The 24,620-nt window shown below is 64.4% G+C and carries 25 protein-coding genes; 17 read left to right on the top strand and 8 right to left on the bottom strand.

The window, feature by feature from the left end; all coding sequences use genetic code 11:
* Positions 1–97 precede the first annotated feature (97 nt).
* Positions 98–700, bottom strand: coding sequence for a YdeI/OmpD-associated family protein (locus BMX92_RS01475; RefSeq protein WP_093010740.1), 603 nt, complete (start codon positions 698–700; stop codon positions 98–100).
* Between the two features lie 101 nt (positions 701–801).
* Positions 802–1,536 (bottom strand): bifunctional 2-polyprenyl-6-hydroxyphenol methylase/3-demethylubiquinol 3-O-methyltransferase UbiG, encoded by a 735-nt coding sequence (ubiG, locus tag BMX92_RS01470; protein WP_093010738.1) that lies wholly within the window; start codon positions 1,534–1,536, stop codon positions 802–804.
* 513 nt (positions 1,537–2,049) lie between these two features.
* Between ubiG and BMX92_RS01465 the strand changes: the two genes are divergently transcribed.
* The 3 genes from BMX92_RS01465 to BMX92_RS01455 all read left to right on the top strand — a co-directional run bounded on the left by BMX92_RS01465 (position 2,050) and on the right by BMX92_RS01455 (position 5,617).
* On the top strand, positions 2,050–3,315 hold the full coding sequence (locus BMX92_RS01465) for an aspartate kinase (protein WP_093010736.1): 1,266 nt from the start codon (positions 2,050–2,052) through the stop codon (positions 3,313–3,315).
* A 305-nt stretch (positions 3,316–3,620) separates the two neighbouring features.
* The gene (locus tag BMX92_RS01460; RefSeq protein WP_093010734.1) at positions 3,621–4,634 is read left to right on the top strand and encodes an NAD(P)H-dependent flavin oxidoreductase; all 1,014 of its coding nucleotides are present in this window, start codon (positions 3,621–3,623) and stop codon (positions 4,632–4,634) included.
* A gap of 86 nt (positions 4,635–4,720) precedes the next feature.
* Positions 4,721–5,617, top strand: coding sequence for a hypothetical protein (locus BMX92_RS01455; RefSeq protein WP_093010732.1), 897 nt, complete (start codon positions 4,721–4,723; stop codon positions 5,615–5,617).
* A gap of 3 nt (positions 5,618–5,620) precedes the next feature.
* Here BMX92_RS01455 and BMX92_RS01450 read toward each other — a convergent pair whose 3' ends face one another.
* Positions 5,621–6,055 carry a winged helix-turn-helix transcriptional regulator gene (locus tag BMX92_RS01450; protein WP_093010730.1) on the bottom strand — a complete coding sequence of 145 codons (435 nt, stop codon included), beginning with the start codon at positions 6,053–6,055 and terminating at the stop codon, positions 5,621–5,623.
* Positions 6,056–6,153: 98 nt separating this feature from the next.
* On the opposite strand from BMX92_RS01450, the gene BMX92_RS01445 reads away from it, so the two are divergent.
* Positions 6,154–6,894, top strand: coding sequence for an SDR family oxidoreductase (locus tag BMX92_RS01445; RefSeq protein WP_093010728.1), 741 nt, complete (start codon positions 6,154–6,156; stop codon positions 6,892–6,894).
* Between the two features lie 211 nt (positions 6,895–7,105).
* Positions 7,106–7,426 (top strand): DMT family transporter, encoded by a 321-nt coding sequence (locus BMX92_RS01440; RefSeq protein WP_093010726.1) that lies wholly within the window; start codon positions 7,106–7,108, stop codon positions 7,424–7,426.
* On the opposite strand, the gene BMX92_RS01435 is transcribed toward BMX92_RS01440, so the two are convergent.
* Entirely contained in the window at positions 7,401–8,084 is a 684-nt protein-coding gene (locus BMX92_RS01435; protein WP_093010724.1) for a winged helix-turn-helix transcriptional regulator, read from the bottom strand. The genes BMX92_RS01440 and BMX92_RS01435 overlap by 26 nt on opposite strands.
* Before the next feature lie 111 nt (positions 8,085–8,195).
* Here BMX92_RS01435 and BMX92_RS01430 point away from each other — a divergent pair, with 111 nt between their 5' ends.
* The 5 genes from BMX92_RS01430 (at position 8,196) to BMX92_RS01410 (ending at position 10,902) form a co-directional block, all read left to right on the top strand.
* Positions 8,196–8,636 (top strand): VOC family protein, encoded by a 441-nt coding sequence (locus tag BMX92_RS01430; RefSeq protein WP_093010722.1) that lies wholly within the window; start codon positions 8,196–8,198, stop codon positions 8,634–8,636.
* 23 nt (positions 8,637–8,659) lie between these two features.
* Complete coding sequence (locus BMX92_RS01425) at positions 8,660–9,022, top strand: DUF1428 domain-containing protein (protein WP_093010720.1); 363 nt, start codon at positions 8,660–8,662, stop codon at positions 9,020–9,022.
* Between the two features lie 112 nt (positions 9,023–9,134).
* Positions 9,135–9,932: a VOC family protein gene (locus BMX92_RS01420; RefSeq protein ID WP_093010718.1), complete on the top strand. Its 798-nt coding sequence runs from the start codon at positions 9,135–9,137 to the stop codon at positions 9,930–9,932.
* Positions 9,932–10,438, top strand: a complete 507-nt coding sequence (locus BMX92_RS01415; protein WP_093010716.1) for a VOC family protein — start codon at positions 9,932–9,934, stop codon at positions 10,436–10,438. The genes BMX92_RS01420 and BMX92_RS01415 overlap by 1 nt, the downstream gene beginning before the upstream one ends.
* Positions 10,435–10,902 (top strand): SRPBCC domain-containing protein, encoded by a 468-nt coding sequence (locus BMX92_RS01410; protein WP_093010714.1) that lies wholly within the window; start codon positions 10,435–10,437, stop codon positions 10,900–10,902. The genes BMX92_RS01415 and BMX92_RS01410 overlap by 4 nt, the downstream gene beginning before the upstream one ends.
* A gap of 84 nt (positions 10,903–10,986) precedes the next feature.
* Here BMX92_RS01410 and BMX92_RS01405 read toward each other — a convergent pair whose 3' ends face one another.
* Together BMX92_RS01405 and BMX92_RS01400 are read right to left on the bottom strand one after the other, a co-directional pair.
* Positions 10,987–12,255 (bottom strand): oligogalacturonate lyase family protein, encoded by a 1,269-nt coding sequence (locus BMX92_RS01405; RefSeq protein ID WP_256213238.1) that lies wholly within the window; start codon positions 12,253–12,255, stop codon positions 10,987–10,989.
* A 248-nt stretch (positions 12,256–12,503) separates the two neighbouring features.
* Positions 12,504–13,952, bottom strand: a complete 1,449-nt coding sequence (locus tag BMX92_RS01400; protein ID WP_093010712.1) for an amidohydrolase family protein — start codon at positions 13,950–13,952, stop codon at positions 12,504–12,506.
* A 93-nt stretch (positions 13,953–14,045) separates the two neighbouring features.
* On the opposite strand from BMX92_RS01400, the gene BMX92_RS01395 reads away from it, so the two are divergent.
* Positions 14,046–14,915: a LysR family transcriptional regulator gene (locus BMX92_RS01395; RefSeq protein WP_256213237.1), complete on the top strand. Its 870-nt coding sequence runs from the start codon at positions 14,046–14,048 to the stop codon at positions 14,913–14,915.
* A 131-nt stretch (positions 14,916–15,046) separates the two neighbouring features.
* Positions 15,047–16,141: a hypothetical protein gene (locus BMX92_RS01390; RefSeq protein WP_093010710.1), complete on the top strand. Its 1,095-nt coding sequence runs from the start codon at positions 15,047–15,049 to the stop codon at positions 16,139–16,141.
* 213 nt (positions 16,142–16,354) lie between these two features.
* On the opposite strand, the gene BMX92_RS01385 is transcribed toward BMX92_RS01390, so the two are convergent.
* A complete protein-coding gene (locus BMX92_RS01385; protein ID WP_093010708.1) occupies positions 16,355–17,521 on the bottom strand; it encodes a pyridoxal phosphate-dependent aminotransferase in 1,167 nt (388 codons plus the stop codon).
* A 154-nt stretch (positions 17,522–17,675) separates the two neighbouring features.
* Positions 17,676–18,833, bottom strand: coding sequence for a pyridoxal phosphate-dependent aminotransferase (locus BMX92_RS01380; protein WP_093010706.1), 1,158 nt, complete (start codon positions 18,831–18,833; stop codon positions 17,676–17,678).
* Between the two features lie 161 nt (positions 18,834–18,994).
* Between BMX92_RS01380 and ptsP the strand changes: the two genes are divergently transcribed.
* The 5 genes from ptsP to BMX92_RS01355 all read left to right on the top strand — a co-directional run bounded on the left by ptsP (position 18,995) and on the right by BMX92_RS01355 (position 24,569).
* Positions 18,995–21,271, top strand: coding sequence for a phosphoenolpyruvate--protein phosphotransferase (ptsP, locus tag BMX92_RS01375; protein ID WP_093010704.1), 2,277 nt, complete (start codon positions 18,995–18,997; stop codon positions 21,269–21,271).
* A 74-nt stretch (positions 21,272–21,345) separates the two neighbouring features.
* Positions 21,346–22,293 carry a helix-turn-helix domain-containing protein gene (locus tag BMX92_RS01370; RefSeq protein WP_093010702.1) on the top strand — a complete coding sequence of 316 codons (948 nt, stop codon included), beginning with the start codon at positions 21,346–21,348 and terminating at the stop codon, positions 22,291–22,293.
* A gap of 75 nt (positions 22,294–22,368) precedes the next feature.
* The gene (locus BMX92_RS01365) at positions 22,369–23,295 is read left to right on the top strand and encodes a YbgF trimerization domain-containing protein (protein WP_093010700.1); all 927 of its coding nucleotides are present in this window, start codon (positions 22,369–22,371) and stop codon (positions 23,293–23,295) included.
* Positions 23,286–24,230, top strand: a complete 945-nt coding sequence (gene tilS, locus BMX92_RS01360; RefSeq protein ID WP_093010698.1) for a tRNA lysidine(34) synthetase TilS — start codon at positions 23,286–23,288, stop codon at positions 24,228–24,230. Before BMX92_RS01365 ends, tilS begins: the two co-directional genes overlap by 10 nt.
* A gap of 147 nt (positions 24,231–24,377) precedes the next feature.
* Positions 24,378–24,569 (top strand): hypothetical protein, encoded by a 192-nt coding sequence (locus BMX92_RS01355; protein WP_093010696.1) that lies wholly within the window; start codon positions 24,378–24,380, stop codon positions 24,567–24,569.
* The last annotated feature ends 51 nt before the right edge of the window (positions 24,570–24,620 follow it).

Below are 24,620 nucleotides of genomic sequence, written 5' to 3'. Positions count from 1 at the left end.
AGCGCCCGTGGGCGCGCGATGTCGGCCAGCATAGCGGAGCAGGGGCGCGGCGGATAGCCTATTGTGAAGTCAGGCCTTGTGTCTTGTCGCGCCTGATTCAGCGCTTTTCATATTTCCAGTTGCGGCCCTTGCCTTCCGCAATCCAGTCGACCGCCTGGGCGATGCGCTTGTCGCGGGTGGCGTCGGTCTTCGCCTCGCCGATCCACTCGGCATAGTCGCGGACCTTGCCGGGCGGGAAGGCGGACCAGACGGCTTGCGCTGCCGGATTGGCTGCGATCGCCTCGGTCAGCGCCGGGGGAATGGGCAGCGCGGCGCGCGGCTGGCGCCGTTCCATCCATTGCGGCTTGGCGCCTGCGTCGATCATGGCGACGGCGCGGTCCAGCATGGCGCGCAGTTCCTCGTCCGGAGGCAGGTCGGACAGGCTGGCGATCTTGCCCAGATGGCCCATGCCGCCCTGTTCCCTGCGCGCCTCCGTCTGATCCTCGCTATACCAGAAGCCGATCGCGGCATGGCTTTTGAAGGCGGCCATGGAGGCGAGATTCTTGGTGCCATGGATGAAATGGGGGAAGCCCCATTTGATCGCTTCAGTCACGCCGGGCCGGGCGGCATGGACGAGGGCGCGGAAATGGGTGAGGATCGGCCGGGCGAAATCGGCCTGCGCGGCGATATAGGCATCGACCTTCGTGGACTCGTCGGTCATGTCCCGTCCCTCTCATATAGTGCTCCTGCGAAATGTGGAGCCCAGAGCGGCAAGCGCTGTCCGCAAAACCCTGGGTTCCTGCTTTCGCAGGAACACGCAGATCAGCTCTTGTGCCGTGCGGTCAGCAGATAGTTGATCGCGGTGTTGGCCGACAAGGTGAAGCCCCGGCCGGGATCGAAGCTGAGGCCGATGCTGTCGGTCACTTCCAGCCCGGCCTGTTCCAGCAGCGCGGTCAGTTCTTCGGGCGTGATGAACTTCTGCCAGTCATGCGTGCCCTTGGGGATACCGCCTACGCTTTCGCCGATGGTGATCATGGCGAGGCGGGACAGCGGCGTGCGGTTGGGCGTGGAGAGGATCATCAGGCCATCCGGCGCCAGTTTCGCGGCCAGCGCGGCGATAAAGGCGGCGGGATCGGCGACATGTTCGATCACTTCCATCGATGTGACCAGATCATAGCCGGTATCGGCCATATCCTCGACCGGGGTGGCGCGATAGTCGATGGTCAGATGCTGGCCCTGCGCATGGGCCTGCGCCGCGGCGATATTTTCCGGCGCGGCGTCGAGGCCAGTGACGGTGGCGCCAAGGCGCGCCAGCGGTTCGGTCAGCAGGCCCGCACCGCAGCCGACATCCAGCGCGCGCTTGCCGCCAAGCGGACGGAAGGCCTGTTCGCTGCCGGGCCAGTGCCGGTCGATCGCAGCGCGGATATAGCGCAGCCGTACCGGGTTCAGCTTGTGCAACATCGCGCTGGAGCCGTTGGGGTCCCACCAGTCGGCGGCCATGGCGCCGAAATGGGCGGCTTCCTTCGGGTCGATCGTGGCTGTGGCTGTATCCGTCATCTTGCACCTTGGTCTGCGGGCATCGCGGCCCGGATCGTCCCTAGACCATCGGGTCATGATCCGGAACCATTATAGCAGCCTTCTGGCCCCGGAAGGGGCCTGTCTGAAGGCGCATCCTTTGCGACATGGCCGAAGTTCACACCGTCGTCGGGCTTATTGGAGCAAAACGCCATCATAACGCCTCTGCGACGCGCCACCTGCGCATCTGTAACGCGGCACAGGGCGTTGGCATCGGGTCACTGCCACGCTCCCCCGACGCACCTGAAGCGCGACGGGCAAGCGACAGGGGCGCGGCAGTTCCGATCGGCTTGGCGGCTATGGCGGAAGGGATGAAACAGGCTGTCATGGGACAGTATAGATCAGAGGAAATCCAACATTGGAAGGGGGATAGGCAGGGGCGGTGCCGAACGGGGGCAGGATTGCTTGCCATATCCGTCGCGGCTGCTAATAGGAGCGCCGTTTTGCCCCTTTGGGACATATTGTTTCATAAACTGGAATAGGTTCGACAAGCAAATGGCGCGCATCGTGATGAAATTCGGCGGCACCTCCATGGCGGGGATGGAGCGAATTCGCAACGTGGCGGCGCGCGTCAAACATGTCGTCGAACAGGGGCATGAAGTCGCCGTCGTCGTGTCGGCCATGGCGGGCGAGACGGACCGTCTGGTCGGTTTCTGCAAGGAAGCCTCCGCCCTCTACGATCCGGCTGAATATGATGTCGTGGTCGCCGCCGGCGAACAGATCACCAGCGGCCTGCTGGCCATGACGCTGAAGGCCATGGGCGTGGACGCGCGGTCCTGGCTGGGCTGGCAATTGCCGATCCGCACGGTCGAGGCGCATGCCAAGGCGCGCGTGGAAAAGATCGACACCGGCGCGCTGCTCCAGGCGATGGGTTCGGGGCAGGTTGCCGTAATCCCCGGCTTCCAGGGCATGATGGCCGATGGCCGCGTGTCGACGCTGGGCCGGGGCGGTTCGGATACGTCGGCGGTCGCCGTGGCGGCGGCGGTGAAGGCCGATCGCTGCGACATCTATACCGACGTCGACGGCGTCTACACCACCGACCCGCGCATCGTCGCCCGTGCCCGCAAGCTGGACCTCGTCACCTATGAGGAAATGCTGGAACTGGCCTCGGTCGGCGCCAAGGTGCTCCAGACCCGGTCGGTCGGCCTCGCCATGAAGGAAGGCGTCGTCGTACAGGTGCTTTCTTCCTTCGATGATCCCACCCAGGACGACCTCCCCGGCACGCTGATCGTGAGCGACGAGGAACTGGAAGCCAAGCTCAAGGAAACGAAGATGGAACGTCAGCTCATCACCGGCATCGCCCATGACAAGAATGAGGCGAAGATCATCGTCACCCGCGTCCCCGACAAGCCGGGCGCCGTCGCCAGCATCTTCGGCCCGCTGGCCGATGCGGCGATCAACGTCGACATGATCATCCAGAATGACAGCAAGGAGAAGGAGGAGACGGACGTCACCTTCACCGTGCCGCGCGCGGACCTCGCCCGCAGCGTCGACATTCTGGAGGGGCTGAAGGAAGAGATCGGTTTCCGCCGGATCATCACTGACACCCAGGTCGCCAAGATCAGCGTCGTGGGCGTGGGCATGCGGAGCCATCCGGGCGTCGCCGCCACCATGTTCAAGACGCTGGCCGAACGCGGCATCAATATCGAAGCCATATCCACCAGCGAGATCAAGGTCTCGGTGCTGATCGACGAGGACGAGACGGAACTGGCCGTCCGCGTTCTGCACACCGCTTATGGTCTGGACGCTCCGGCGGCTTAATCGCTATTTGGCTCAGGCCGGCCTGCAAACGTTGAAATGAGTCACGTGCCTCGTTTCAACTTTCTGCGCTTCCGGTGCTCACGTGCTTTAAGCACGCTGCGTCGGGCCGAGGCACGTGACTCGGCCCGAGGTTCTCGAAAGATACCATTTTCGGCTCGGCCTGAGCCAAATATCGATCAAGCCGGGTTGCTCTTTACTTTCGGCGTTATCCCCGCAAAGGCGGATTGCAGAAAGTCATGTGACTCTCTTTACCATCCCCGGACATCGCGTTCGGGGATGCTTTTTGATTCTTGAAGGCTGAATGTATGACCACCGCCAAACTCGCTTCCCTGATGGCTCGCGGCACCGAATTTTTCGGGTGCGAGAGCGCGATCCTGTGCGGGGCGATGAGCTGGGTCAGCGAGCGCAACCTCGTGTCGGCGATTTCCAATGCCGGTGGCTTCGGCGTGATCGCCTGTGGCGCGATGACGCCTGAGTTGCTGGACAAGGAAATCGCCGCGACCAAGGCGCTGACGCGCAAGCCGTTCGGCGTGAACCTGATCACCATGCATCCGCAACTGTTCGACCTGATCGACATATGCGCGAAGCATGATGTCAGCCATGTCGTGCTGGCCGGTGGCCTTCCACCCAAGGGCAGCATCGAAGCGATCAAGCAGAAGGGCGCGAAGCTGATCTGTTTCGCTCCGGCGCTGGCGCTGGCCAAAAAGCTGGTGCGATCGGGCGTCGACGCGCTGGTGGTGGAAGGCATGGAAGCGGGTGGCCATATCGGTCCGGTGGCGACCAGCGTGCTGGCGCAGGAAATCCTGCCGGAGATGGCAGAGCAGGTGCCCGTCTTCGTGGCTGGCGGCATCGGCCGGGGCGAGGCGATCGCCGCCTATCTGGAAATGGGCGCGGCCGGCGTGCAGTTGGGCACCCGTTTCGCCTGCGCGAGCGAGAGCATCGCCCATCCGGCGTTCAAGAAAGCCTTCTTCCGCGCGTCGGCCCGCGATGCGATCGCCAGCGTGCAGATCGACCCGCGCCTGCCGGTCATCCCCGTGCGCGCGCTCAAAAATGCGGGCACCGAAGCCTTCACCGCCAAGCAGCGCGAAGTCGCCAATCTGCTGGACAGCGGTGCAGTCGACATGATGGAGGCGCAGCTCCAGATCGAACATTATTGGGCCGGCGCGCTGCGCAAGGCGGTGATCGACGGCGATGTGGAGGGCGGATCGCTGATGGCGGGCCAGTCGGTCGGCATGGTGACGAAGGAAGAGCCGGTCGCCGACATCATCGCCGAGCTGATGGCGCAGGCCGCAACCGCTTTGGAGCGGCGAGCCGCCTGAAGGCTTGCGGTGAACGGAGCATAAGGCATATTTCCTCTGGCCCTAATGCCCGGCATGACCGGGGCAGAGTTCCATCGGAGAAATTGATGTCCGCAACCCGCCGTTTCTATGGCCGGATTTCCCTGGTGTCGCTGGCGGTTCTGGCTGCCTGTTCGACGCCAAAGCCGCCGCCACCGCCGCCGACCCCGCCGCCGCCGGTGGTGCCCACCGTGCGTCCGGTGCCGCCAAATCAGGCGGCCGACAATATGTCGCTGCCGACCCAGGATGAAAGCGGCGATTATCTGACGCCCAATAAGGGCATCACGTCGAACACGGCGCTGTGGCATGTGCGCATGGCGCTGAACGTCGCGGCGCTCAATTGCGACCGGTTCGGCGATACCGCGCGCACCCAGTATAACCAGATATTGGCCGTCCATAAGCCGATCCTGAATGCCGCCAATGCGGCTGTGGATCGCAACTATCGGGTGGCCTTTGGCCGGTCGGGCGTGGGATCGCGCGAGCAGCTCAATACGGTCGTCTATAATTTCTTCGCCCTGCCGCCGGTGATCAAGGGCTTCTGCCCGGTCGCGGTCGCGGTGGGGGCCAAGATCATGACGATGCCGTCGGATCAGCTTCTGGCCTATGCGCCCCAGGCGCTCAAAGAGCTGGAAAAGCCCTATCAGGAATTTTACGCCGCCTATGCCGATTATCTGCGGCGGCTGGCGGAATGGCAGTCGCGCTTTGGCGGGACGGTGACGGTCGTGGTGTCGCCCACGCCGCTGCCGCCGCCACCGCGCCCGCCGGCCGAAGTGCCGCCGGAAGGATGGCAGCCCAGTTCGACCAGCGCGGTGCAGAATATGGCGCCGCCGTCGGCCGCTGCGCCAGCTCCCGCACCTGTGGCGGCTGGGGCGATGGCGGGGCCGCCCGATGTCGCGCGCACGCTGCCGGACAATAGCGTGCCCAAGCTGGTGGTGCAGCCTGTGCCGACCACGTCCGACCAGTAACGATCAGTCGCGCGCGTCGAAATTGGCGCGCGCGGCTTCCACCGTCTCCAGATTGCGTTCGGCCCAGACCCAGACGCCGCAAAAGGCGGCGCTCAGGCTGTTGCCGAGCGGGGTCAGCGCATAATCGACGCGCGGCGGCACCACCGGATGGACGGTGCGGGTCAGCAGGCCGTCCCGCTCCATCTGGCGCAGCGTCTGGGTCAGCATCTTCTGGCTGATGCCCTCCACCTGTCGGCCGATTTCGGTGAAGCGCAGCGTGCCCTTCTCCTCCAGCAGTTCCAGCACCAGCAACGTCCATTTGTCGGCGATGCGGCCGATCAGATCGTTGACGAGTCGTTCGATGCGCGGGTCGATATCGGTGGGCGGTTCATGCGCCAGATAATGCTCTGCCTGCGCAATATCGGCGTCGTGAAAGCGGGTTTCGAGCGGATTTGCCATTTCTTACCTTAGGGTGACTACGGCACTTTACGGTGCCTACTTTCCAAAAGAGAGTATAGGTCTAAATTGCCTTTCAAGCCAATTGAAGGAGCTTCCCCATGAAAAATGCAGGCAACACCATCCTCATCACCGGCGGCGGATCGGGCATCGGCGCGGCGCTGGCGCATGAATTCCATGCCGCGGGCAATCAGGTGATCATCGCCGGGCGGCGGCAGGCGGCGCTGGACGCAGTCGTGGCGGCGCATCCCGGCATGGCGGCAATGACGCTCGACATGGAAGATCCGGCGGCGATCATCGCCTTCGCGGCGAAGCTGGTCGCGGATTTCCCGTCGCTCGACGCCATATTGCTGAACGCCGGGATCATGGTGGCGGAGGAAAAGATCGACCTGGCCATCGCCGAAGCCACGGTGGCGACCAATCTGCTAGGTCCGATACGGCTGGCCCATGCGCTGCTGCCGCATCTGGAGGCGCAGGCGGCGTCGACGATCCTGACCGTGTCGTCGGGGCTGGCTTTCGTCCCGCTGGCGGCGACGCCGACCTATAGCGCGACCAAGGCGGCGATCCATGGCTGGTCGATCGCGCTGCGCGAACAGTTGAAGGCGACCAGCGTGGACGTGGTCGAGATCGTGCCGCCCGGCGTGCAGACCGACTTGATGCCCGGCCATGCCGAAAATGACCAGATGATGCCGCTGGCGGGCTTCATCGCCGAAACCATGGCGCTGCTGCGGCAGGAACCGACGCCGGACGAAATCCATGTCGAGCGGGTGAAGTTCCTGAGTGAAGCCACGAAGCGCGGCGAATTCGCGCAGGTGTTCGGGATGCTGAACGGAGGGCATTGAGTATCAGTGCTCCTGCGAAAGCAGGAGCCCAGAATGCTGGGCACATCGTTCGACACTGGGCTCCTGCTTTCGCAGGAGCACGGTGATTGCTGGGCTTGCCTCCTGTATAGGGCAGGCCTATCTGTCTTCCCGACAAGCGAGGCCACGTCCTCCCCTGCATCGCGCGGGTTTCAAGTCCGGGACGGCCCGGCTCTCTTGAAGGAGAGCCGTCATGGCCTGGATTGCGTTATTTTTTGCCGGTCTGCTGGAAATCATCTGGGCCTTTGCGATGAAACAGTCGCAGGGGTTCACGCGACTGATCCCCAGCCTGATCACGCTGGGTGCAATGATCGCCAGTTTCGGCCTGCTGTCGCTGGCGATGCGCAGCCTGCCGCTGGGCACGGCCTATATGATCTGGACGGGGATCGGCGCCCTGGGCGCGTTCGCGGTGGGGGTCGCTTTTCTGGGCGAGGCGATCAGCCCGGCGCGGCTTGTGGCGGCCGGGCTGATCCTGTGCGGTCTGGTGCTTATGAAGCTGTCTGCGCAGGGTTGACCATATCGGGCGCCTTGGGGGGCAGGGGGAAGAGCGTGGCGAAATGTTCGGCCAGTGCCGTGTCTCCCTCCACCGTCAGGGCGCCCGCCATGTCGGCATAGCGCGCGCCGCCATAGAGGACCGCGACCAGCGCATTCTGGTCGCCGCGCAGGATCGTGTCCGCACCGGCCACGTCGCCCCGGTCGATCAGGAAGTTGCCCTCCCCGAGCGTGGCGCGAAATTCTTCCTCGCCGAAGCGGAAGCCGATCGTGGCATCGAGATCGCCGATGCGGCTGCGGTCGATCATCGTGCGCATCGACAGGACCACCGACACCGGACTCATCGGCTTGCCCGGCTGCATCGTGGGCGATCGGCAGGCCCAGCGGCCCAGCACCTGAAACAATATTTCCGACTCGCGGCCCCAATCGGTCAGTTCGTAAATCTGGCTGGCGGCGGGCGGGGGCAGGCGGCGACGGATCAGGATGCTGGAGGCTTCCAGTTCCTCCAGCCTTTGCGTCAGCACATTGGCGCTGATTCCGGGCAGACCGGCGCGCAGATCGGTGAAGCGCTTTGGCCCCAGCATCAGTTCGCGCATGATCGGCATCGCCCAGCGATCGCCGATGATGTCGAGGGCGTGAGCGACGGCGCATCCGTCCTGATAGGCGCGTTTCTGACTCATTAGTTATCTTTTCTAACTTAACTGTTGCAGAAAATAATCATCGGGCGCACAAAGTTCAAGCGGTGAGTCGCAGGATCATGCGATCGCCTGAAAATTCAGAGGAGAAGCGTGATGGCCAATGAACCCGCTCCGAAGATGATTTTCGTCAACCTGCCGGTCAGTGACTTGCCCGCCGCGATAGCTTTCTATGAAGCGGTCGGCGCGGTGCCGAACCGGGATTTCGCTGACGACAATGCGCAGATGCTGACATTCTCCGAGACGATCCATGTCATGCTGCTGACCCATGACCGGTTCCGCAGCTTCACCCCGCGCGCCATTCCCGATGCGCATGAAACCGCCCAGGTGCTGCTGTGTTTGAGCGAGACGAGCCGCGACGCGGTGAATGCGACGGTGGACAAGGCGCTGGCGGCGGGCGGCAGCGAACCCAACCCCCGGCAGGATCATGGCTTCATGTTCGGCCGCAACTTCGCCGATCTGGACGGCCATATCTGGGAAGTGATGTGGATGGATATGGAGGCGATGATGGCGGCCGGTCAGCCCGCCGAAGCATAAGCAAGCCGAAGAGGAGAGAGAAAATGGCCTATATGGACGGTTTCGTGATCCCGGTGCCCAAGGGCAACAAGGAACGCTATCGTGAGGTCGCGGCCTATGCCGCGCCGATCTTCATCGAATATGGCGCGCTGCGCGTGGTGGAATGCTGGGCGAACGATATCAAGCCGGGCAAGGTCAACGACTTCCGAACAGCCGTGATCGCGGAGGAAGATGAGGAAGTCGTCTTTTCCTGGATCGAATGGCCTGACAAGGAAACCCGCGATGCCGGGGCCGAAAAAGTCATGAAGGATGAACGCATGCAGCCCAAGGAGGGCGAGGACATGCCCTTCATCGGCGCGCGGCTGATTTATGGCGGGTTCGAGGTGCTGCTGGACGCGAAGGCTTAGAAGGTCGTGCTCCGGCGAAGGCCGGAGCCCGGGATGTAGGGCACTTGGTTCGACCCTGGGCTCCTGCGTTCGCAGGAGCACGACACCTGCCCCCTTTTTCAGGAGAAACATCATGACCGACTTTAGCGGCAAATTCTTCTGGTATGAATTGATGACCAGCGATCCCGAAGCGGCGCTGGCTTTTTATGGCGATGTGGTCGGCTGGACCAACGCGCCCTTTGGCGGCGATTTGGGCGAGCCCTATCATGTCGTGTCGGGCAGCGCCGGGCCGCTAGGCGGGGTCATGGCGATCCCGGCTGAGGCGAAGGATTGTGGCATGACGCCCTGGTGGGGCGGCTATGTCGGTTCGGCAGATGTCGATGCGGACGCGGAGCGACTGAGTGCGGCCGGTGGCAAGGTGATGCGGGCGGCGGAGGATATACCCGGCGTCGGCCGTTTTGTGGTGATGGCCGATCCGGGCGGCGCGGTGTTCATGCTGCTGAAGGGCTCCAGTCCCGACGGCATGGATGGTCCGCCGCCGATGGCGCCGGGGCATGTCGGCTGGCATGAACTTTATGCCGGTGACTTCGGCAAGGATCTGGCCTTCTACACTGGCCAGTTCGGTTGGACGACGGGCGACGCCATGGATATGGGCGAGATGGGCAGCTACCAGCTTGTGTCCCAGAGCGGCGGCAGCGATTTTCAGGATATGACGGGCGGCATCATGCCGTTGCCCAAGGAAATGCCGCGACCCGCCTGGCTCTTCTACTTCGTCGTCGGCGATATCGATGTCGCGGTGGAGAAGGTGAAGGCGGGCGGCGGCACGGTGCTGAACGGCCCCATGGAGGTGCCGGGCGGCGGCTGGATCATTCAGGCGACCGATCCGCAGGGCGCTATGTTCGCTCTGGTGGGCATGAAGGGGGCGGCGTGATGGACAAGATCACCCCCTGTCTCTGGTTCGACGGCAATGGGTTGGAGGCGGCGCAATATTATGTGTCCGTCTTTGGCGGATCGATCGACCATGTCAGCTATTATCCGCAGGACAATCCGCCGCCTTCGCCGTTGCCGGGTGGCAGCGTGCTGCTGGTCGAGTTTTCACTCTTCGGGCAAAGCTATCAGGCGCTGAACGGCGGTCCGCAATTTCAGTTCGATGAGGCGGTGTCATTGTCCGTCGCCTGCGCGGATCAGGCGGAACTGGACCGCTATTTCGACGCGCTGACCGCCGATGGCGGCAAGGATGGGCCGTGCGGTTGGGTTACGGACAAATATGGCCTTTGCTGGCAATTGGTGACGCGGCAGATCATGGACAATTACAAGACCGACGACCGCGAGGGGATCGCCCGGATGATGGGCGTGATGATGACCATGCGGAAGCTGGACACCGCCGCGATGCAGGCGGCCTTCGAAGGGAAAGCGGCCAAGGGGGAAATAGCATGAGCAGCGAAAGCCAAGAACTGTCGGTCACCTGCCATATCGCCGCGCCGCGTGACATATGCTGGAAAGTGTGGGTCGACCTGAAGGAGGAATGGTTCTGCCCCAAGCCCTGGCGGGCCGAGGTGATCGAACAGGATCTGCGCCCCGGCGGGCGGAGCGCGGTGCAGATGTTCGGCCCCGATGGCGAGGAAACCGGGCCGATGGAGGGCGTGTTTCTGGAAGTGGTGCCGAACGCACTGGCGGTGACGACCGATGCTTATGCGTCGGGCTGGGTGCCGCAGACGCCTTTCATGACCGCGCTCTGGCGGTTCGAGGATGAGGGTGAAGGCACACGCTTCACCGCCACCGCCCGCCATTGGGACGTGGAGGCGAAGGCCCGGCATGAGGAAATGGGCTTCCATCCCGGCTGGGACCAGATGATGGCGCAATTCAAAGCCTTGTGTGAGACCTCGGCCGCGAGCGCCTGACGCTACAATGTGCTCCTGCGAAGGCAGGAGCCCAGTCCCACGGTCTGAACTGGGCTCCTGCCTTCGCAGGAGCACGTCGCTTTGTTACTGCGCTTTCGCCACTTCCACCGCATAGATGGCCGGCTTGCCCTCCACATTCGCGCGGTAGACCAGCCATTTGCCGTCGGGGGTGAAATGCTGGTTGGGTTCCAGCGTATAATCCTGTTTCGACAGGTCGGCGAGCCGCTCGGTCTGCAGGTCGCCGGCCGCGATCAGCCTGTCGCCGTCCAGCGTATCGGGCACGCGCGGATTGGTGTCGGCGCGGGTATGGAAGAGGCTGATATATTTCCCCTCATCATTGCCGTCGCCGGAAAAGAGGCGGTTGTCCGGCGAGGAGCTGTAATGATAGCTGCCTTGCCCTTCGCCCAGTCTGTACCAGATGCGCTTGCCGCTCACTACGTCGAGGCTGGCGAGCCAGCGTACGCCCATCGGCTGGATGAGGTCATACCAGATGGTGCGGCCGTCCGGCGCCCAATATTCATGGCCGGCGATTTCGCCCTGAAATGTGCGCTGATGCACTTTCGTCTTCTGGCTGCCGTCGGTGCGGATGGTCCAGATGCGGTCAACCTTCTGCCACGGTCCTTCATGGCAATAGGATAGGAGGGTCGGGTCCGATGGCGAGAAAAGGACATGGTTCAGCCAGTCGTTCGACTGGGTTACGGTTTTGCGTTCGCCGGTGCGGATGTCGATGGTGAAGATTTCCATCGGCACCCCGGCGGCGAGGCGCTTGGCCATCCATTGTTCCTTGGCGACGGCGAAGGGCAGGGGCTTTCCGTCCGGGCCATTGGCGGCATAGGTGGGGGAGCCGGTTTTCGGATCGCGATTGCCCTGCGCGGCGATGGCGGCGGGCGGCGGGGCTAGCTCGCGATGGCCGGCGAGCAGCGTATCGTCGGCATTGATCGACGCGATGCGGCCACCCGGAAGGTCGGCGATGCGGCGGCGCTGGCCGGTGTCGAGATCGACCGACCAGATGGTGGAGGCGGCTTCATTGCCGATCGGACTGGTGCTGTAATAGGCGACCGGCGCGCGATTGCCGACGAAGAGCAACCGGTCGATCTTTTCCTTCAGCACCAGCTTCGTGGTCCAGTTGCTGGTGTCGGCAACGCGGATGCCCTCCGGCGTCAGGTAGATCATCCGCTTCCCGTCCGGGGTGAACGGGTTATAGTTGAAATAGAGGCCGTAATTGCCGGGGCGATCATCGACGCGGACGATGCGGTGGCCGGTGGTGTCGATCCAGCTGGCTGGTTGAGGTGCCGGGGCCGCCGCGACCAGCAGCGGCAAAACGCCCATCAAGGTCAGCCCTTTTCCACGCATCTTCGTCTCCACATATCCATTTTGTGGAACGTGGTAACGCATGGTGGAAATTGATGCAATCGAAGGGATAGCATTTTGCTTGGCGCGGACAATGGCATTGTGCGCAGACATCGACACATATCTGGCGTTCCCCGGCGCAGGCCGGGGTCCAGCCCCTTGCGTGGCACTGGACCCCGGCCTGCGCCGGGGAACCGAACGTCACGGTTCAAATCATGGCGCAGTGCTGGACGACGCGAAACGGCAGCGTTTCAGGGCGTCTTGTTCCAGTTCGCGACCTTGGCCTTCGTGTCGGCCAGCATGACGTCCAGCGCGGCGCGGTCATAGCTTTTGCCGCGCATGACGACGGTGGCGATGGCGCGGGTGGCCTCGATATCCTGCAACGGATTACGGTCGAGCAGGACGAGGTCGGCGGCCTTGCCCGCCTCCACGCTGCCATAGCGGTCGAGCTGGCCGAACCAGGCGGGGCCGGCGCGGGTGGCGGCGGAGAGCGCCTGGGCCGGGGTGAGCCCCTCCTTCACGAACAGCGACAATTCGTCATGCAGGCCGATGCCGGGATAGTTGAAGCTGTTGAGGAAGCCTGCGTCGGTGCCGGCGATGATCGTGACGCCAGCCTGTTGCAGCAGCGGCAATATGGCGGCCATGCGTTCGAAATGATCGTGGCGCGCGGCGATGGCGGCGGCGTCGGCCCCTGCGGCGCGCTGGATGCGCCAGTCATAGGTCTTGCGCAGCTTCGGCCCGATATAGGCGAGATAGGGATCGTTCGCATGGGCATCGCGATCGAGATAGGTCAGGATGCGGCTGCCGTTGAGCGTCGGCGTGACGAACACATTTTTCGCGGCGAAATTGCGATAGGCGGCCATGGCGGTGTCGCTGTCGAAACCGCTGTCGAGGCGGCGATTGGCTTCCGCCCGGTCGATGCGGCCGGCGGCGAAATCGGCGGCAATGGCGGCCTCATCCTTCACGCCCGCCTTATAGGCATAGTCGAGATGCTCGATCGAACTGATGCCCGCATCCACCGCCTGCCCGACGGTCAGCGCCATCGGGATATGGCCCGAACTGCGCAGGCCATGCGCCTTCGCCTGTGATACGGCATAGAGGAACAGGTCGGGCTTCAACGTGCTGTCTGTGATCTTCACGAAGTCGACATGGTCGCGCTGTTGCAGCCGGGTGATGGCGGCGTCCACATCGGCCTTGCTGCCGACTTCGATCGTGCCCTTCCAGACAGGGGCGATCCCCTCGATCTTCGCGCCGGAGGTGAGCAGGCGCGGGCCGAACAGGCTGCCGCTGGCGATGTCGTGGCGCCATTGCAGGACATTGTCGGGCAGGTCGCCGGAACAGTCGCGGATGGTGGTGATGCCATGGGCGACATAGAGGGGGAGGAGCGCCTTATTCTCCTCGATCAGGTCCCGGCCGCCGCCGAAATGGACGTGCATGTCCCATAGTGCGGGGATGAGGAAGCGGCCCTTGCCCTCGATCGCGCCGGTTGCCCGCCACGCCTTGGCTATCGCCTTGTCCGGGCCGACCGCGACGATATCCGCGCCGCGCAGGACGACGGCCTGATCGGCATTGGCGCGGCCATGTTCGACATCGATGACCGAGACATGGCGGATCATCATGTCGCCCTGCTGCGGCGCGGCGCGCGCAGGGGCAGCGATGAGCGCGATCAGGGGCAGGGTGGTGGCCAGCAGTCTCTTCATCGTCGGCGCGCGCTCCGTGGGAAAGGCGCGATCATAAGGGATGCATGATCATGCGCAAATTAGATGTTGGAATGATTATCATTCGGATTGATAATGGCTGCCATGTTCGATCCCCGCCTGCTGCGCGCCTTTGTCGCCATCGCCGACAGCGGCAATTTCACCCGCGCGGCCGAGCGGCTGAACATGACCCAGTCGACCATCAGCCAGCAACTGGCCCGGCTGGAGGAAATGGCGGGGCATGCGCTGGTCGACCGGTCGGCGCGGCCGGTGGGGCTGACGGCGATGGGCGAGCGGCTGATCGGTCATGCCCGGCGCATCCTGCTGCTGAGTGAAGACGCCGCGCTGTTGCTGCGCGATCCGGCGGGGACGGCGGCGATCTCGATCGGCCTGCCGGAGGATCTGGCGACGGGCGCAATGGCGCAGGCCTTTGCCGCCTTTGCGCGGGCGCACCGGCATGTCCGGCTGGACGCGACCACGGGCTTGAGCCGCGATCTGGCCGCGCGATACCGGCAGGGGGAGTTCGATATCGTCATCGTGAAGGAGGCTGTCGCCGGACCGGATTGTCGCGCGGCTTTTGCCGAACCGCTGGGCTGGTTCGCCGCGGCTGGCGCGGAGGCGATGGCGGAAGAGGCGCTGCCGCTGGTCTGTTTCCCGGCGGGCGGCCTGTATCGCGAAGAGATGTTCGCGCAACTGGAGCGGGAGGGGCGGCGCTGGTTCGTCGCCTTTTCCGGCAGCAGCTTACAGAGCGTGGTCGCGGCCGTGGCGGCGGGGGTGGGCGTGTCGTTGCTGCCGCTGGCGGGAGTGAGCGAGGCAGGGCTGGCACGGCGTTTCGATCTGGGCGCGGTCGCGCCGATGCAAGTGGCGCTCTATGCGCGGGAAGGAGAGGGCGCGCTGGCCGAATTGGGGCGGGAGATGATCGCGGTGCTGCGGGCGCGGGCGACGGGGCTGATATCAACCGTGTGAATTCCATTGCCCTATTTCGCGAAAGCCATGGATAAATTTAGGAAATCGTGATTATCGGCGGCTATGGCGGGCTGGCCGCAGATGAGGGCAGGCCCGCTGCATGCGGGGCAGGACAAGCGTCAGGGGGATCGATGCCGGGGATATTCATCGCGCTTTATGCCGTGGCGCAGGTCGTCGCATCCCTGCAGGGGTTGGAAACATATCTGGGCGTGCTGGGCGCCCTGTTCATCATCGGCCTGTGCCTCTATTTCCGCTTCACCCTGCCGCTGACCATTGCGGCCTTCCTGTGCGCCAAGAATGTCTGGGGATGGCACTGGTTCTTCGCACTGCTGTTCGTCGCACCGGGGCTGGCCTTCCTGTTGCCCGCGATCGCCGGACTGGTGATCGCGTCGCTGATGGCGATCATTCCGCTCAACATGGCACGGCGGGCGCGCCGGCGCCCGGTCGAAGATGACGGCATTATCGAGGGCGAATATGAGGAGGTGTTCGATCCGGGCGCCCGCCCCTCGGCCCGGCCGACGCCGCATGTCGCCCGGACCGCCAGTGCCGGGCGCAAGACGGGCGGGCAGAATGGCTGGTGGCATGTCGGCCGGCTGCTCCGCCGCCTGCGCAAGCCGGTCGTCTATCTGCTGCTATTCTGGGTTGTGGGGATGGTGATCGTCTACGCGATCGACCATATGGACCGGCCCGATGCGGCGGCGACCGCCTATGATACGCCGGAGCCGATCAACGATGCGCCTGCCTATGACGCATCTGCGCAGCCGCCCATGGGCATGGAAACGCCGGCCGCATCGGTCATCCCGGCACTGGACGATGCCGATCTCCAGACGGCGGTCAGCGAATTTGATCGCGTCTATACCGCAACTGGAATGACCGGCGCGGCCGATTACAGCCGCGACTGCCACAACCGGCTGGCTGTGTCGCATATGGCCCGCGATTTCGACCAATGCATCGGGTTCGACTGGGCCGCCGCGCTGATCGAGAATGCCGCATCCGAACGTGGATTCCCGCCGGATTTCTATTTTCGTCAGGTGACGAGCGCCGACAGTCTGCAAGCGTCGGCACGGCTGCTGTCGGACGACAGTGTGATGACGGACGATCGCATCCAGCGTATCCGGGCCGGGACGGCGGACGCGCTCAATCGGCTGGGCGCGGCGAAGGCGGCTAATAATGGCTATGGCACGCCGCCGACCGAGACGCTGCCCGACAGCCTGAACGGCTTTTAGAGCGAGTTGGCATCAGGTCTGTCCAATCACCTCCGCTCGTTTCGAGCGCAGTGCGAGCGTTTCTCGACTTCGCTCGAAACGAACGGATCAAGGTAAACTCATCTCCGGCTAGGGCGGCTCGAAGAGTGTCGAGATCGGTGCCGTGGGCCGATAGCCAATAAAAAGGGCGCCCGGTTGCCCGGACGCCCTTCCTTCGTGACAGTGAGAGACGTTTTACGCCTTGTAGACCTTGTCCACGGCGGCGCGGAACTTGGCCATGTCGTCGGCGGAACCGACGGTCACGCGCGAGACGTTGGGCCAGATGGGCCAGTTGCGGCCGATCTGCACCTTTTCCGGGGTGGCCATCAGCGCGGCCTGCATCTCCTTGGCCGGCTTCTTCCAGTCGACCATGAACATGTTCGCCTGGCTGCCGGGATGGACTTCCAGGCCCTTCTTGGCCAGCCATGCGATGGTTTCGTCGCGGTTGCCGATCATTTCATTGCGGCGCGCCTTGATGAGAGCGGCTTCCTTGTAGACCGCATTGCCGCAATGCATGGCGGTGATCGCCAGGCCGCCGGCCGAGGGGCCGAACAGCGAGATGCGCTTCTGCACTTCGGGATCGGCGAAGGTCAGGCCGAGGCGGACGCCGGCCATGCCGAACAGCTTCGAGAAGGTCCGCATGACAATGATGTCCTTGCGGTTGCCGATCAGCGAAGCGGCGCTGGGGGCTTCGGAGAAGTGGATATAGGCTTCGTCGACCAGCAGCATGGCGTCGGCCGGCTTGTTGTCCAGCAGCCACTTGATGTCGGCCAGCGGCGTGATGGTGCCGGTCGGGTTGTTCGGCGTGCAGATATAATAGAGGCCGGCGTTCGGGTTGGCGGCCAGCATCGCCTTCACGTCATGACCCTTGCCGATCGCTTGGGGCGCCTTGGCAATGGGTGCCTTCATGTAATCGGCGGTGCGCCAGGCGGATTCGAAGGTCGGGTCGGCAGTGACCAGGCCCTTGGTGGGCGAGCAATAGGCCGCGACGATGCTGACCAGCGGGCCGCCCGAACCCGGCCAGGGCATGACCTGCGCTTCGGGGATGCCTTCGACGGCGGCGACGGTGGTGATTAGGTCGCCCTTATAGTTGTCCGGGTCGTACCAGTTGCCGAACGAAGCGGCTTCGGCGGCGGCCTGCACGCCCGAGGGGAAGGGGCCGGTCCAGCATTCGTTGGAGCCGATGCGCACCGCACCCTTGACGCCGCGTGCAGCCTGCTGCTGCGCCATGGCAGCGCCACCCAGCAGCGAGCTGGCGGCAACGCCGGCGCCCAGCAGCGCGGCGACTTCGCCCAACTGACGGCGCGAATAGCCGCGCTCGATCAGGTCTTCCTGAGCATCCTTGTTCAGCATCATGGTCATGTCTTCCGTCCCCGTCTGAAAATCGGTTCAAATCACATGGGGGAAGACGAAAGGGCGGCGCATTTCCGCAATGCGCCGCCCGTTGTTTTTTATTTTCCTGCGGAAAATTTTACGGCACCGGCCCGCGCCTCTTCCGGCGCATCCCGCAAAGACATCAGGCCTTCCACACCTTGTCGATGGCGGCGTTGAACGCCTCCATTTCCTTCATCGATCCGACGGACACGCGCGAGACATTGGGCCAGATCGGCCAGCTGCGACCGATCTGGACATTCTGCGCCAGCAGCGCGTCCAGCATCGGCTTGGCGGGCTTGCCCCAGTCGATCATGAACATGTTCGCTTGGCTGCCGGGGATGACCTTGATCCCCTTGGTCGTCAGATGGCTGACCGCCTTTTCGCGGGCGGCGTTCATTTCGGCGCGGCGGGCCTTGATCAGTGCGGCCTGCGTGACGGAGGCGGTGCCGCAGGCGACGGCGGTCATCGGCAGCATGCCGGTCACCTGTCCGCCGTCATAGCGCATCATCTTTTCCAGCAAGCTGGGCGCGCCGAAGGTCAGGCCGAGGCGCATGCCGGCCATGCCGAACAGTTTCGAGAAAGTGCGCAGGATCAGCACGTCGTCGCGGGTGGCGGCGAGCTTGGCGGCATTGGGGCCGTCGACCCAGTGGATATAGGCTTCGTCGACGACCAGGATCGCGTCCTTGGGCTTGTTATTGGCCAGCCATTCGATGTCGGCGACCGGCGTGACGGTGCCGGTCGGGTTATTGGGCGAACAGATATAATAGACGCCGGCATTGGGATCGGCTGCCAACATCGCCTTCACATCATGGGCGTAATCGCTGGTCAGCGGCACCTTCGTCACCTTCGCGCCCAGCCAGTCGGCAGTGCGCCAGATGGCTTCATAGGTCGGATCGGCGGTGACGATGCCGCGCGTGGGGGAGGCATAGGCGACGGCGACGCGGCTCAGCGGATCGGACGAACCGGGCCAGGCGACGACGCGATCGGCGGGAATCCCCTCGACCGAAGCGACGGCGTCGAACAGCTTCTGATGCTCATTGTCCGGTTCGTAGCGATTGCCTTCCTTCACCAGTTTGAAGGCAGCTTCGGCAGCGACGGGGAAGGGGCCGGTCCAGCATTCATTGGCGCCGATGCGCACAGCCCCGGCGACAGCCTTGGCCGCCTGCTGCGCGGCGGCGCCGGTGACGCGGATGGTCGCGGCGGCTGCGCCCAGCAGGGCGGCGGCCTTCGCCATCTGACGGCGCGAATAGCCCCGTTCGGCGAGATCCTGTTTAAAATCGGAGTCGAGTTGCGTGGCCATGTCCCATTTCTCCCTGCCGGGCCGATGGAGGCCCGTTCGTTCCGTTGAACGATTGTACAGATTGTTCCCGCCATGCAAATAAGCTCTGCTCAACAATATTGCGGCGCGGATAATAGGAAACGCCTTGGAAGTGGGCGCATCAATCTGATAGCGCAACAAATATGCCAAGCTCCCCCGCCGCCGCCGCCCGTCAGATCCTCGTCCGCCTTCAGGAAGTGATGGCCGCGCGCACCAGCGCGCAGGCGAAACTGAACAAGGTGGTGGAGATTATCGGCGAATCGCTGTCGAGCGAGGTCTGCTCCATCTATCTGGTGCGCGAGGGCGTGCTGGAGCTGTTCGCGACGCGCGGGCTGAAGCAGGAAGCGGTGCATGTCACCCGCATGGCGATGGGGGAAGGGCTGGTCGGCCTGATCGCTACCAATGTCGAGGTGATGAACCTGGACGAGGCAGCGGCGCATCCCGACTTTTCCTATCGCCCTGAAACCGGGGAGGAACTGTTCCACAGTTTCGCGGGCGTGCCGATCGTGCGGCGGGAACGCGCCATCGGCGTGTTGTGCGTGCAGCATGCTGATCCGCGCAAATATGAAGAGGTCGAGATTGAGGCGTTGCAGACGGTCGCCATGGTGCTGTCCGAACTGATCGCCCATGCCGAGCTGGCCGATGACGGCCCGGCGGATTCGCGCGTGGCCGACACCAGCACGACGATGCTGCACGGCCTGCAACTGGTGATGGGCATGGCGCGAGGCCATGCGGTGTTCCATCAGCCGCGCATCCATGTCGAGCATACGGTGGCCGAGGATACGGAGGCGGAACGGGCGCGCGTCATTTCCGCCTTTGCCAAGATGCGCGAGCAGATCGACCGGATGACCGGCGCGGCCGAGTTCGGCACCGAGGGCGAGCATCAGGAGGTGCTCGAAACCTACAAGATGTTCGCCTATGACGAAGGCTGGATACGTCGGATCAACGAGGCAATCGACAGCGGACTGACCGCCGAGGCGGCGATCGAGCATGTGCAGCAACGCACCCGGATGCGGATGCGGCAGATTGACGACGCGCTGTTGCAGGACCGGATGCACGATCTGGAGGATATGGCGAACCGCCTGCTCCGCATCGTGTCCGGGCAACTGGGTACGGCGGCGACGATGGGATTGCGGCAGGACGCCATCCTGATCGCGCGAAATCTGGGGCCGGCGGAACTGCTGGAATATGACCGGCGGCGGCTGCGGGGTGTCATATTGGAGGAGGGGTCGCTGACGGCCCATGTCACCATCGTCGCGCGCGCCATGGGCGTGCCGGTGCTGGGCCGGGTGCGCGATGTGCGGCATCAGCTGAATGAGGGCGACCTTATTTTGATGGATGTCGCGGAAAACACGCTTTTGATCCGTCCTAGCGCCGACATGGACGAGGCGTTTGAGAGCAAATTGCACGTAACCCAGAAGCGTCGGGCCGAATTTGCCGCGATGCGCGATCTGCCTTCGGTCACGACCGATGGGCAGCGGGTGGAACTGATGGTCAATGCGGGCCTGCGCGAGGATGCGCAGGCGCTGGATATCGTTGGCGCCGACGGCATCGGCCTGTTCCGCACCGAATTCCAGTTTCTGGTGTCGGCCACCCTGCCGCAGCGGGAAAAGCAGCAGCGCCTGTACAAGGATGTGCTGGACGCGGCAGGCGACCGCCCGGTGATCTTCCGCACGGTCGATATCGGCGGCGACAAGGCGCTGCCCTATATGACGCGGGATGGCGACGAGGAGCTGGAGGATAATCCGGCGATGGGCTGGCGCGCGCTGCGGCTGGCGCTGGATCGCGACGCGCTGATGAAGGTGCAGGCGCGCGCGTTGCTGGAGGGTAGCGCGGGCAAGGTGCTGAACATCATGTTCCCGATGGTGTCGGAGCCATGGGAATATGAACAGGCGCGCGCGCTGGTGGAGCATCAGCGCGAATGGTTGCAGTCGCAGAAGAAGAAGCTGCCGATCGCGGTCAAATATGGCGCGATGCTGGAAGTGCCGGCATTGGCCGAGGTGCTGGACATATTGTTGCCGCGCGTCGATTTCCTGTCGATCGGCACCAATGACCTGACCCAGTTCCTGTTCGCCGCCGACCGGGCGCATCCCAAGCTGGCCGAACGCTATGACTGGCTGAGCATCGCGATCCTGCGGTTCCTCGACCGGGTGGTGAAGGCGTGCGTGGCGCATCAGGTGCCCGTCGGTGTCTGCGGCGAAATGGGCGGGCGCACGCTGGAGGCGATGGCGCTGATCGGCCTTGGCATCCGTCGCCTGTCGATCACGCCGGCGTCGGTAGGGCCGGTCAAGGCGATGATCCGAGCGATCGACGCGCAGCAATTGCAGGATATGATGCGCGAATGGCTGGACGGCGGGGTGACGGATATCCGCACGCCCCTGACCCAATGGGCTGTCGAGCGGAATATCGAACTGAGCTGAATTGCCGGGACGCGGCGTTGACAAGGCCCGTCCCACAGTGAGACAAGGCGCAGCCCAAAAGGTCGCGGAGCAGCATGGCAGAAGAAAATCAACTGGATACCGGCGCGGATAGCGTGCCGGAAGCGCAGCTCACTACGCCGGGCGCAAAGTTGCGTGCGGCGCGGGAAGCGCAGGGTCTTTCGATTCAGGATGTCGCGACCCGTACCCGGATCGCGCAGCGCCAGCTGGAGGCGGTGGAGCGGGACGATTATGCCGCGCTGCCGGGCATTCCCTATGCCGTTGGTTTTGCGCGTGCTTATGCGCGCGCCGTCGATCTGGACGAGGTGGCGATCGCCGCCGAGGTGCGTCATGGCGTCCATGCCAGCGATATCGGGGCCAATCGGTATGAGGCTTTCGAGCCGGTCGATCCGGCGCGTGTGCCGCCGCGTCGGCTGGCCTGGGTGGTGGCGGCGATCGTCGTGCTGCTGATCGCAGGCTACACCATCTGGCGCACCCAGTTGCTGACGCCGCCGACCGGCGAGGAAATCGCACAGGAACAGGCGGCGCCCGCTGCCGCGCGTCCCACCGGCGCCGCGCCGGTTCCGGCAGCTGCCCAGCCGGTCGTCTTCACCGCTGTCGATGATGTGTGGCTGCGCATCTATGACGAAGCGGGCGAACGGCTGAAGGACGGGCTGATGAAGAAGGGCGAGAGCTTCACCCTGCCGCCCGCCGCAAAAGGGCCGATGATCCTGACCGGCCGTCCGCAGGCGCTGTCCGTGACGGTCGGTGGCAAGCCGATCCCGCCGCTGGGCGCGGCAGACCGCACCATCGCCGATGTGCCGGTAAACGCCGAAGCGCTGCTGGCGCGGGGGACCGCTCCGGCGGCGGCGCCCGAACCCGCTGCACCGGCATCGCGCCCGGCTCCGCGCCGGTCGCCCGCCACCGGTACGCCCACGCTGAACAGTCCGGTGCCGCAGGCTGCGCCGGTTGCGCCTGCACCGGGCGGAGCCGGGGCGGGCAGCGTTCAGCCGACCGCCGGTTGAACCCGCCACACGTCGCGCTTTACCGCGGAAAATTACGCCTTATGGTTAAGGCGACAAAGTTAGTCGGGGATCATCATGCGTAACGCCCTTTTTGCCACAACGGCCGTCCTGATGGCGGTCGCCTCACCGGCCATCGCACAGTCATCTGTCGAAGGTCGGGTGGACCGGCTGGAAAAGGAAATGCGCGCCGTACAGCGCAAGGTATTCCCGGCCGGTACGCCGCTGGAGGCGGAGATTACGCGCCCCGCCGCGCCGACCGTGATGCCGGGTACGCCGTCGGGCACGCCGATTTCGGACCTGACCGCACGGGTCGGGGCGCTGGAATCGCAACTGGCCGCCATTACCGGGCAGACGGAAGAAAATAGCTACAAGCTGCGTCAGCTTGAAGAGTCCTTCAACCGCTACAAGGCGGATACCGACGCGCGTTTGGCCCAGGCTGAAACCGCACCCCGGCCCAGCGTGTCCGCGCCCGTCGCCGTCGATCCCGCCGCAGCGCCTGTTGCCGCCAAGCCGACGGCCGCGAAGCCCGCCGCGCCCAAGCCGGCAGCGCCCGCCCCGGCCAGCGACGAACGCAAGGCGGCCGTCGCCGCGATCGAACGGCCCAGCACATCGGATGCGGCCAGCGACGCCTATAATTATGGCTTCCGTCTGTGGGACGCGAAATTCTACCCTGAAGCGCAGGCTCAGTTGAAGGCGACGGTCGACAAATATGGCAGCAGTTCGGTGGCCAGCAAGGCGCAGAATCTGCTGGGTCGCGCCTATTTGGACGATGGCAAGCCGGCGCTCGCCTCGGTCGCCTTCTATGAAAATTACCAGAAGCGCCCGCGCGGCGAACGTGCGCCCGACAGCCTGACCTATCTGGGCGAAGCCCTGATCCAGCTCAAGAAGCCGACCGACGCCTGCAAGGTCTATGAGGAACTGGAGCAGGTCTATGGCGACAATCTGTCCTCCAGCCTGCGCGGCATGATGGACAAGGGCCGCGTCAAGGCGAAGTGCAGCTAAGCAAGGATAGCGCGGCGCTGAAGGCGCGGCTGATCGCGGCGACGCAGGCGCTGGTCGGACATGATCCGGCGGCGCGCTTTGGCGTGGCCGTGTCGGGCGGGCCGGACAGCATGGCGTTGCTTTTCCTCGCGGTGCAGGCCTTTCCGGAGCGGGTCGCGGCCGTCACTGTGGATCATCAGTTGCGCAAGGAGTCTGCGCAAGAAGCGGCGATGGTCGCGCGCTGGTGCGCGGGCCACGGGATCGATCACGCCACGCTGATCCCCGACGCGCCGCTGGAGGGCAATGTTCAGGCCTGGGCACGGACGATGCGCTATCGGGTGATCGAGGCCTGGCGCGCTGATCGCGGCATCGACTGGATCATGACCGCGCATCATGCCGATGATCAGATCGAAACCCTGCTGATGCGGCTCAACCGGGGCGCAGGGGTCGGTGGGCTGGCGGGGGTGCGCGGCCGTTCCGGGCGGGTGGTCCGGCCACTATTGGGCATGCGCAAGCCGATGCTTCAGGCGCTGGCGGCGGCGGAAGGCCTGCCGCATGTCCATGATCCGTCCAATGCCGATCCCCGTTTCGACCGGGCGGCGATGCGCCTTGCGCTGGCGGATGCGCACTGGCTCGATCCGGAGGCGGCGGCCCGCAGCGCGGCCGCACTGGCGGAGGCGGAGGCGGCGCTCGACTGGACCGTCGCCACGCTGGCGGCCGATCACGTCCGGGCGGAAGGCGCGGAATGGCGACTGGATCGCACCGACCTGCCGCGCGAATATCTGCGTCGGTTGGTTCTGCATATGCTGACGCTGGCGAAGGCGCCGTCGCCACGCGGCGACAGCCTGGACCGGGCGATGGCCGAAGCGATGGCGGGGCGACAGGCGAGTCTGGGTGACTGGCTGTTGAAGGGCGGGGTGCATTGGACCTTGCGCGCCGCGCCTCCACGTCGCTGACGAACGCACGCCAAAATATCGTTACGGAAAGGTTCCACGGGCGGCCGCTGAACTCCCACGATTCGCCGCTTTGCTGCGCTGCAATGATATTTTCTTAACCCGCCTTATGGTTAATCGGCCTGCATAATTTACGGGGAATATCGGACCATGGTGGAATTTGCAGCGCTGACCTATGGCTTGCTGGCCAGCGTCATTCTTTCAGCAGCGCAGCGGAACAGGAAGCTGGCGAAGCCGCATCCGCCGCTGCTGCTTTATATGGGCTATCTGCTGTGCGGCCTGTCGGCGGGACTGGCGCTGGCGCTGGGCTATGTCGGGCTGAGCGGGTTGCTCGGGGCCTGAGGGCCCTAAACATACACATATCGCCGCCTTCGCTTGCGATTTTGCGGGCGT

This window comes from Sphingobium sp. YR768 (assembly GCF_900111125.1).
Lineage (GTDB): Bacteria > Pseudomonadota > Alphaproteobacteria > Sphingomonadales > Sphingomonadaceae > Sphingobium.
This window is presented reverse-complemented; position numbering and strand designations above follow the sequence as displayed.